This is a genomic window from Oscillibacter sp. (genome assembly GCF_031978065.1).
GTDB lineage: Bacteria > Bacillota > Clostridia > Oscillospirales > Oscillospiraceae > Oscillibacter.
Genome location: NZ_DALZCH010000139.1, coordinates 1 through 7,259 on the forward strand (window position 1 = coordinate 1; position 7,259 = coordinate 7,259).

Sequence of the window (7,259 nt, forward strand, 5' to 3'; positions counted from 1 at the left end):
GATGGAATAGGCCGTTGCAAAATCCGCCTTTAAATCCTCCGCCGTCTGTTCCGGCAGGGCGAAAATAAAGTCCATGGACACGGTTTCAAAGGGAACGGCCCGCAGCGCGGCAGAAAGACGCTCCGGGTCAAATCTCTTGCGCCCCAAAATCCCCAGAAATTTATCTCCGAAGGACTGAATCCCAATGCTGATTTTCGTAACGCCCGCTTGCCGCAAGGCCGAAAGCGTCTCCACGTTCACATTGTCCGGGTGAAGCTCCAGACCGATGCCCTCCGTAATGATGAAATGCTCTTTCAGTGCGGACACAACTTCTCCAATTCGCCGGACGGCAAGCGCAGGCGTTCCGCCGCCGAAATACAGGCTGGTGGCCTGCTTTTTCTCCTGCGTCTGCCCGCCCACCAAATGAATTTCCTGAAGAAGGCAGTCAATATACTCGTCGCACAGTGCCTCGTCGTACAGCTCCTTGCAATAGGGGCAGAAGGAACAGAGCTGCCTGCAAAAGGGAATGTGGACATACAGGCCCAGCCTTTTGCTGTCGACAAAGGGCAGGGTCTCGTCATATTCGTTTTGAAACCGGAACGGGCGAAATGACCGCGTGAGAAACGCCCGGGTCAGTGTCGTCAAACAACTCATCATTCACCTCCATGCACGCGCGCTGCGTTTCGGCGGCACAACAAGCAGCCGGGTAACATGCCGCGGGTTATCCGCCCCGTTTCGGCAAGGGCAGCTTATGCATCATCACGCGGCCAAAGGACACCAGCGTCTGCCCGCTGTCGGCGGTGAGCACCACGTCCGCGTCCGAGCGGGCCCGGTTCAAAGAGAACAGGTACACCGTCCCCATGGGGTCCCGGTAATACTGCTTGCACACCATTTCCCCGTCCACGCAGAAAATGCCGATGTCCCCCGCTTGCAGCGGGTCCCGGTTCACATAGACCACCGCTCCGTCGGCAATCCAGGGGGACATGGAGTTGCCCCGGATGTGCACGGCAAACTCCGCTGCGGGCGGTACGTCCCCGCCCACGGAAACATAATCGAAATCCTCGCCGAATACCGGCGCCGCAAAGCCCGCTGCCGCCGGGCTGCAATACAGGGGGATGCGCCGCTCCGCAAGCTGAGGCTGGGCAAGTTCCAGCTCGTCCTGATACTGGCACAGCGCCCCCAGCACAGAGCGCACCGTGTCCCGCCCCACGGCGGAAAGACTTCGGTACTGGTCTAAAACCTCCCGCTCGTCGTGGCTCAAAACGCTTTTTCCGCCCCGGAAGTGGTCCCGGTACAGCGTGTTTGGGTCTACCCGCAGGCTGTCAAACAGGCGCAGGAGCACCTCTTCCTTGGGAAAGCTGATTCCCGTTTCGTAATTGCCAATGGCGGAAACCGTCACGCCCAGCGCCTCCGCCAGTTCCCGGCGGGACATATTCAACTGCTCTCTCCGCTCCCGCAGCCGTTCTCCAAATCCCATGTGGCGCGCCTCCCCGCAGTTTTTCAACATAATCTGATTTTTCTTTATCCTATCTGTTTTCTTTGGCTTTGTCAATTATAAAAAACAGGAAACTTGTAAAATGTGCCTTGACAAAACATTATATTTGTGATACCTTGGGATTGTTCACAGAGTTCTTGTGAATTGCAGAGGGTAACAAACGGGGAAAAGCTGTGGGACAAGCTATGGAAGCAGGCGGACCGTCGGGGTGTGGAAACCGGCGCAAGAGAGTTCTTGAAAGTAAACCGACTGCGTGATGAACGAATTTCTCCAGATACGCGAGGGCTTTTCCAAAATAAAAGCGCTCACATGTTCCGAAAAACATGTGAGCGCAATGGTGGGGGAAGATGGATTCGAACCATCGAAGTCGTAGACAACAGATTTACAGTCTAAGCCTCACCACAGCAATTGCAATGTTTATCGGGGTTTTATGAGCGTTTGACGGCAAGTTGACGGTACTCTTGAAACTAGAACTTTAATTTGCTGACATCGATCTTACGCGACTTTATATCGCTGTGTGTATAAATTTCCGTAGTAGTAACTCGACTATGCCCCAATTGGTCTTGTACTGTGCGGAGGTTATGGCATCCCTCTAGCAAGTAGCTCCCATAAGTATGCCGACATTTATGAGGGGATAACTTGCGGACGTAGGGTGGCTCTTCATCCTCCTTGTGGTTGCCTTGCTGCACCCATTCAGCGGCAAGGCCTGCATTGAGCCGATCAATAAAACGGTAATACCGGCGGCGGTATAGGTCAGGACTCATAAAACTGCTTCCATCACCCGCAAATATCCACTTCGAGGTACGGGGAAGCCTTTCGAAGAGTGCGACGCCTGCGGGATCTAAGACGACTTCGCGGGGCTTTTTACCTTTTGGGCACTCTTTAATAAAATACTTCATCCCTTTTTCGTCTGTTCTGGCGGCATTGCGATGCACTAACAAGGTGGAGCCGTCGTAGTCGTCCCATGTCAGCGCACAAGCCTCTCCTATTCGCAGGCCGGTATAAAGCAGGCCCTCAGCCAAATATCCATCTTTGTCGCGCGGGATGTAGTCAAGCAGATTTTCCATTTCCTCACGGCTGAAATATTCCGGGCTTTTGCTTGCGTGCCAAACAGGGGTAGTATCTTCTGTGGGGTCCTCTGTGCAAAGGTGATTTTTCAACCCTGATTTAAAAATCCCACGGAGGCAGAGTTTAATATAGTTGAGAGCACTGTTAGATAACTTGGCCTCGGACCTATAAATCTGTTCGATGTGGGCCTGTCGCACATCCCCCATCATTAAATTACCAATGTGTGGGACAATATGGTTCTCAACATATACGCAGTAGTTTTTATAGTTTCCGCCAGAGGTTCCGCGCCCTTGCTTATAAGTCGTTAACCACTGCTCGGACCATGACGCGACAGTTTGGTTTACTTCTATTTTTTGCTGGTCCCGTTCGCGCTGCCAGTCAATAAATTGTTTTTTGGCAGAGCGACCCGTTTTATCGCGGCTGTAAAAGGATTTATAATCTGGGTCGCCGCTGGATTTTGTGCCAATGCGCACGCGGTACTCCCAGCGCCCGTCTTTCCGCTGATATAAAGAGCCGTCGCCATAGGTCGCTTGTTTCATCTTGCATTTTCCTCCAAATCTGATATGATAAGAGGGCAGACGGCCTACAAAGCATCTGCCCTCAAAACCGCTTCGGTGCTCGAACACCGGGGCGGTTCTTCCTATTTTATTAAGACTTCATTGCCGCTGCCATCTCGGTAGCTTGCTTTTTAATGCGTTTTTCGTCAAATTTATCAATCTCTTCAAGCAGTGCAGCCTTAAATACTTCCGGGGACTTAATGGATTTAAACTCATAGCTTCCAGAGGATGATGTAATGTGGATAGTTCCGTACCCTAAAATCTTCCCAAGTAGCCCGCTTTCAATGGATACTGTATTAACTTTATTGAGCGGAGTATCAAGAGTCTTGGTGTTAATCAAACCAACTTTACCATAGAGGCGTTTGCTGGTTATGTACATGTCGGTGGTAAACATTCTAATTAAAACCGGAGCACCTGTAATTATCCCAAGACCATACACGAACAGCAGCAGAATGTGCGGAATCAGGCAGGCCCAATGCACCTTTGCTTGTGTTACAATTTCCTCGTCTCTCCCAAGATCAATCATTTTCTTTTTCCTCCTACAATCTATTTTTACCGTCCTCCGGCGGTTGGTTACATAAGCCACAATACCCGAAATGTTAGATTGTCCGCTTCATCGTCCCAGCTCATCCCACAGTGTTTGTACATTCGGGTATAGGGGTTCCATCGGTATATTCCCTCGCGCAATAGCAACTCCGCACGTCTCGCAATATGCCCTGCCGTGTAATGGGCTTCTGCGAATGATTTCAGCGGACCCGCGGCAAATTGGACACGTAAATCTAATATGTATCGGGCGCCCACGGTAGGCGGTTCTGGAAATGATGTCGGCAGTGCGGTGAAATAAATCTATTTCAGCGTCGGTCAATGCAAGGAATCTCCATTTTTATAGTTTCCGTGCGTGTTCCCGCTTCCATTGCCTGGCGAATCTGCGCGAGTAACTATTGAGGCTCTCAAGGCTATGGAAAAGCGCTATTTTATCTGGAGGATGGCAAAATAATACGTCAGGGATACGCCGCTGCCGTTTACGCGGGGCGCATCTGACGCCGCAGGCCTCATGCTCGATCTGCACAATTGTCAGATCGTCCCGGAAAAAATGCTCCTCTGTCAGGTGCTCTATCTCGTGTCTCAGGCTTTCGCGTTGCTTTGCCTCACAGAACAGCGTATTAATGTAGATGCTGAATGTGCCATCTCCATTTGAGACGGCAAGGGATGGACTGGCGGTATTCGGGAACTCCACATACCTGACCCAGTAGTCGATGTTCTCATAATACTTACCTATCTCCCTGCATCTCCTCTACCATTTTCACGATGGCCTCAATTTGCGCTTTTGTGGCGTTCTTTGTGGTTGAAAAAAGCATTCGCATTTCGGGGCGATTGCGCAGCTCGTCCAAATAATCTCTCAGGTCTTCATCGACAGCATCGATGGGGGCGTTTTCTTTTTGCGAGTACAAGGTATCGAAATAATGGGCAACATTCTCTCGGTTAAGTTTGATGCTCTCATCCGAGACGGGCTTTCTGGCTAAAAATACTTGAGTAAGCTCATCTTCGGGTATGCCGAGCCGCTCACTTTCGCTTTCTATTATTTTTTGCAATTCACTTCCAAGAGTTTGATTCCCAAGAAGGTAGTCAGTGGTAACCCCATAATGGGCAGCGACTTTTGCCAGTTTTGTGGCCGATGGCTTCTGCATTCTGCTTTTCCACTGCGATAGCAGACCCGTAGACATGCCGGTTGCTTTTGCAAGGTCACTTGCTTTCTCGCCGTGTTCAAGCATCAATTTTTCAATTCTGTCGTAAGCGTCCATTATTTCCCCGCTTTCTTGTGCATTGCGCTAAAACTTAGAAAACTAAATAATAGCACTTGACTTTCTTAGAAAACGAAGCTATACTGTGACCATACCAAACAGGCAGGATGGTACAAGTATCATAACGCATGGCAATGCGGAAGATGCTTGGTGGTATCAGTATGCTTATTTTTCTTAGTAAACTAAGAATACCACTAAACACAAGTAAACACAAGCATAAATTCATACAGAAAGCGAGGTTCTATTTTGGGTAAGTTGTATACGTGCGATGAAGTCGCAGAGCGCTATGGCGTAAAGGTCATTACGGTTTGGGATTGGATTCGCAAGGGACGGCTGGAGGCAATTAAAATGCCGAAGGGCTACCGTGTCAGCGAGGAGGCGCTGAGAGAATATGAAAATGGAGGGGAAAATGGCTGATGCACCACTGCATTGCAAAGTGCAGGGTGAGCGAAAATCGGTACGCAGGGACAGGGCTTCAGGCAGCTTATTCGAGTGCAGTTTCTGAGTATGGAGAGTTGTGACAAAAATTTAGGGCTCCTGCGGTAACAGGAGCCCTAATGACAGAATTATTTCTTTTCCCACTTATGTCCGGATTCTTGCGTCGGCGGCAGGCGGTCGCCGGGATCAATGTGAACAACTCTGGGGTCATCAACCTGACCACCGCGAGGGCCCACTTCGGTATAGGTTCCGCCGGGCTTATTGTCCTCGCCAGGCTTGTACAAATTTCCCATTAGGCAAATCCTCCTTTCTTAGAAATTAGAGGGCAAGAGACATCGCCCTCTTCTATGGGAGAATTATACAGCAAACAAAAGAAAACCACAATATAAAGATGTAAACAAATTGTAAATACACCATATGTTGTGCTTTGCGTCCGCTTAGCGCAGCAATTACTGTCGTAAAATCAATGACGTTTTGCGTTCGGGAAAGGAGGACACATGATTACAATTACCGGCGAGCCAAAAGAAATCGCCGCCCTCGTAGTTGCATTACAAGAGCGGCAGATTTCAGTGAGTTTTAATTGCGGAAAGATTAATTCTTCTGTATTGACGAAGAACCGGCAGAAAATCCAAAGATGTCTTTTAGAGAAAGGCATAGGTACTGAGCGTTAAAATGCGTCCCAGAGTATGTGGTTATTTCTGCGTCCTTGCAGTAAATGAAGAGTTCCGGCTCTCCAAGTTTTTGAGAAATATCCGCGTGCTCTGGAAATGTGCACGACAAACCTAAATCGAAGAAATTAATCTCACCACGCTCTTTGAGCTTCTCCCACGGAATAATTTCGGATTCACTACAAGCCACCATTCCGCATGGCGCTAGAAGTATAAGCTTGTTTTCAACTGTTGGCTGTCCATTTTTATTTGAGGTATCCACAGTTGCGGATATTCGTGCTATAAGTTCTTCTTTGGCCATACTAAACATAATTTTCACCTCCTTTCGCCCACATTTTACCATTCTCGTGGCGAAAGGACAAGCCACAGAAAGGAGGACACATGAACCAGATTAAAGAAGTCATTACTCCGCGAGAGGCGTCGCAAATTTTAGGAAGGGCAACCAGAACAATTGAGCATGGTCTTAGAACCGGCGAATTGCCTTTTGGTATTGCGTACCGGCAGAAGTCTGGTCGATACGTGTATATTATTCCGCGACAAGCATTTGAGAAATTTTTGCAAGGCCAATGACGACAGTAATCACCATTTTAACTGCTTATATGGCAAAATATGTATATCGGACATCGCCAGATACACAGCCAAATAAATAGTAAAGGATTGGTGATTTTGAAAAAGAAAATGATCGGCGCAGTTAGGGGCCTTGATCCGCAAGGGCGGGTAGTAATTCCTAAAGGGCTCCGAGAGGCAATTGAAGTTCAAAAAGGAGATTTCCTGGAGGTATTTACAGATGGACGGCGGATTGTCTGCCGGAAACATCAGCCTGGGTGTGTGTTTTGCGGCAGCATCAGCGGCGTTAGTGATATGCACGGTGTGCAAGTTTGCCGTAGGTGTGCCAAAGAAATGTCGAGGCTTGGAGCTTTGAAGGTTCCAGAGGCAACATAATCACTAAAGGCTGAAAGGTTTGGCGGTGTTCGCCCTCCCGGATGGTTAATCCATCCGGGAGGAAATTAGAAAGGAATAAAAATGAGCCAAAAATCAGAGAAATACGCCCGCGGCCTTACTGCACGCATGGACAAGCTTGAGCAGGATTGCCGTTTTGTTGCGGCTCTGCACAGCATCAGCGACGACACTGCTACGGAGCTGCGCCGCAGGACGCGTGAAAAGGCCCGTCTCGCCAGACAATGGCGGCAGCGGTGCATGTGGCTGGCTGTTGTTGCGGTTACGCTGTGCGCGGCGCTGGTCCTGACAATTT

Annotated in this window: 11 protein-coding genes; 4 read left to right on the forward strand and 7 right to left on the reverse strand. The window is 49.3% G+C overall.

What is annotated here, in order from left to right; all coding sequences use genetic code 11:
• The 5 genes from RTK01_RS15090 to RTK01_RS15110 all read right to left on the reverse strand — a co-directional run.
• Positions 1-633: radical SAM protein (locus tag RTK01_RS15090; protein WP_312281761.1), on the reverse strand; the 633-nt coding region annotated here is incomplete at its 3' end.
• A gap of 67 nt (positions 634-700) precedes the next feature.
• Positions 701-1,456, reverse strand: a complete 756-nt coding sequence (locus RTK01_RS15095) for a LexA family transcriptional regulator (protein WP_312281762.1) — start codon at positions 1,454-1,456, stop codon at positions 701-703.
• 485 nt (positions 1,457-1,941) lie between these two features.
• Positions 1,942-3,081, reverse strand: a complete 1,140-nt coding sequence (locus RTK01_RS15100; protein ID WP_312281763.1) for a tyrosine-type recombinase/integrase — start codon at positions 3,079-3,081, stop codon at positions 1,942-1,944.
• 109 nt (positions 3,082-3,190) lie between these two features.
• Complete coding sequence (locus RTK01_RS15105) at positions 3,191-3,625, reverse strand: PH domain-containing protein (protein ID WP_312281764.1); 435 nt, start codon at positions 3,623-3,625, stop codon at positions 3,191-3,193.
• 745 nt (positions 3,626-4,370) lie between these two features.
• Positions 4,371-4,901: a helix-turn-helix transcriptional regulator gene (locus RTK01_RS15110; RefSeq protein WP_312281765.1), complete on the reverse strand. Its 531-nt coding sequence runs from the start codon at positions 4,899-4,901 to the stop codon at positions 4,371-4,373.
• A 246-nt stretch (positions 4,902-5,147) separates the two neighbouring features.
• Between RTK01_RS15110 and RTK01_RS15115 the strand changes: the two genes are divergently transcribed.
• The gene (locus RTK01_RS15115; protein ID WP_312281766.1) at positions 5,148-5,318 is read left to right on the forward strand and encodes a helix-turn-helix domain-containing protein; all 171 of its coding nucleotides are present in this window, start codon (positions 5,148-5,150) and stop codon (positions 5,316-5,318) included.
• A 149-nt stretch (positions 5,319-5,467) separates the two neighbouring features.
• Here the strand turns inward: RTK01_RS15115 and RTK01_RS15120 are convergent, their stop codons facing one another.
• Positions 5,468-5,632, reverse strand: a complete 165-nt coding sequence (locus RTK01_RS15120) for a YjzC family protein (RefSeq protein WP_312281767.1) — start codon at positions 5,630-5,632, stop codon at positions 5,468-5,470.
• Positions 5,633-5,930: 298 nt separating this feature from the next.
• A complete protein-coding gene (locus tag RTK01_RS15125; protein ID WP_312281768.1) occupies positions 5,931-6,317 on the reverse strand; it encodes a hypothetical protein in 387 nt (128 codons plus the stop codon).
• 71 nt (positions 6,318-6,388) lie between these two features.
• Between RTK01_RS15125 and RTK01_RS15130 the strand changes: the two genes are divergently transcribed.
• The 3 genes from RTK01_RS15130 to RTK01_RS15140 form a co-directional block, all read left to right on the forward strand.
• Positions 6,389-6,577, forward strand: a complete 189-nt coding sequence (locus RTK01_RS15130; protein ID WP_312281769.1) for a helix-turn-helix domain-containing protein — start codon at positions 6,389-6,391, stop codon at positions 6,575-6,577.
• 96 nt (positions 6,578-6,673) lie between these two features.
• Positions 6,674-6,949: an AbrB/MazE/SpoVT family DNA-binding domain-containing protein gene (locus RTK01_RS15135; RefSeq protein WP_312281770.1), complete on the forward strand. Its 276-nt coding sequence runs from the start codon at positions 6,674-6,676 to the stop codon at positions 6,947-6,949.
• Positions 6,950-7,030: 81 nt separating this feature from the next.
• Positions 7,031-7,259 (forward strand): hypothetical protein (locus tag RTK01_RS15140; RefSeq protein ID WP_312281771.1); only part of this gene is annotated, 229 nt, incomplete at its 3' end.

Coding starts and splice junctions, on each gene's coding strand:
- RTK01_RS15095 (WP_312281762.1), bottom strand. CDS start 1,456: ATGGGATTTGGAGAACGGCTGCGGGAGCGGAGAGAGCAGTTGAATATG.
- RTK01_RS15100 (WP_312281763.1), bottom strand. CDS start 3,081: ATGAAACAAGCGACCTATGGCGACGGCTCTTTATATCAGCGGAAAGAC.
- RTK01_RS15105 (WP_312281764.1), bottom strand. CDS start 3,625: ATGATTGATCTTGGGAGAGACGAGGAAATTGTAACACAAGCAAAGGTG.
- RTK01_RS15110 (WP_312281765.1), bottom strand. CDS start 4,901: ATGGACGCTTACGACAGAATTGAAAAATTGATGCTTGAACACGGCGAG.
- RTK01_RS15120 (WP_312281767.1), bottom strand. CDS start 5,632: ATGGGAAATTTGTACAAGCCTGGCGAGGACAATAAGCCCGGCGGAACC.
- RTK01_RS15125 (WP_312281768.1), bottom strand. CDS start 6,317: ATGTTTAGTATGGCCAAAGAAGAACTTATAGCACGAATATCCGCAACT.
- RTK01_RS15130 (WP_312281769.1), top strand. CDS start 6,389: ATGAACCAGATTAAAGAAGTCATTACTCCGCGAGAGGCGTCGCAAATT.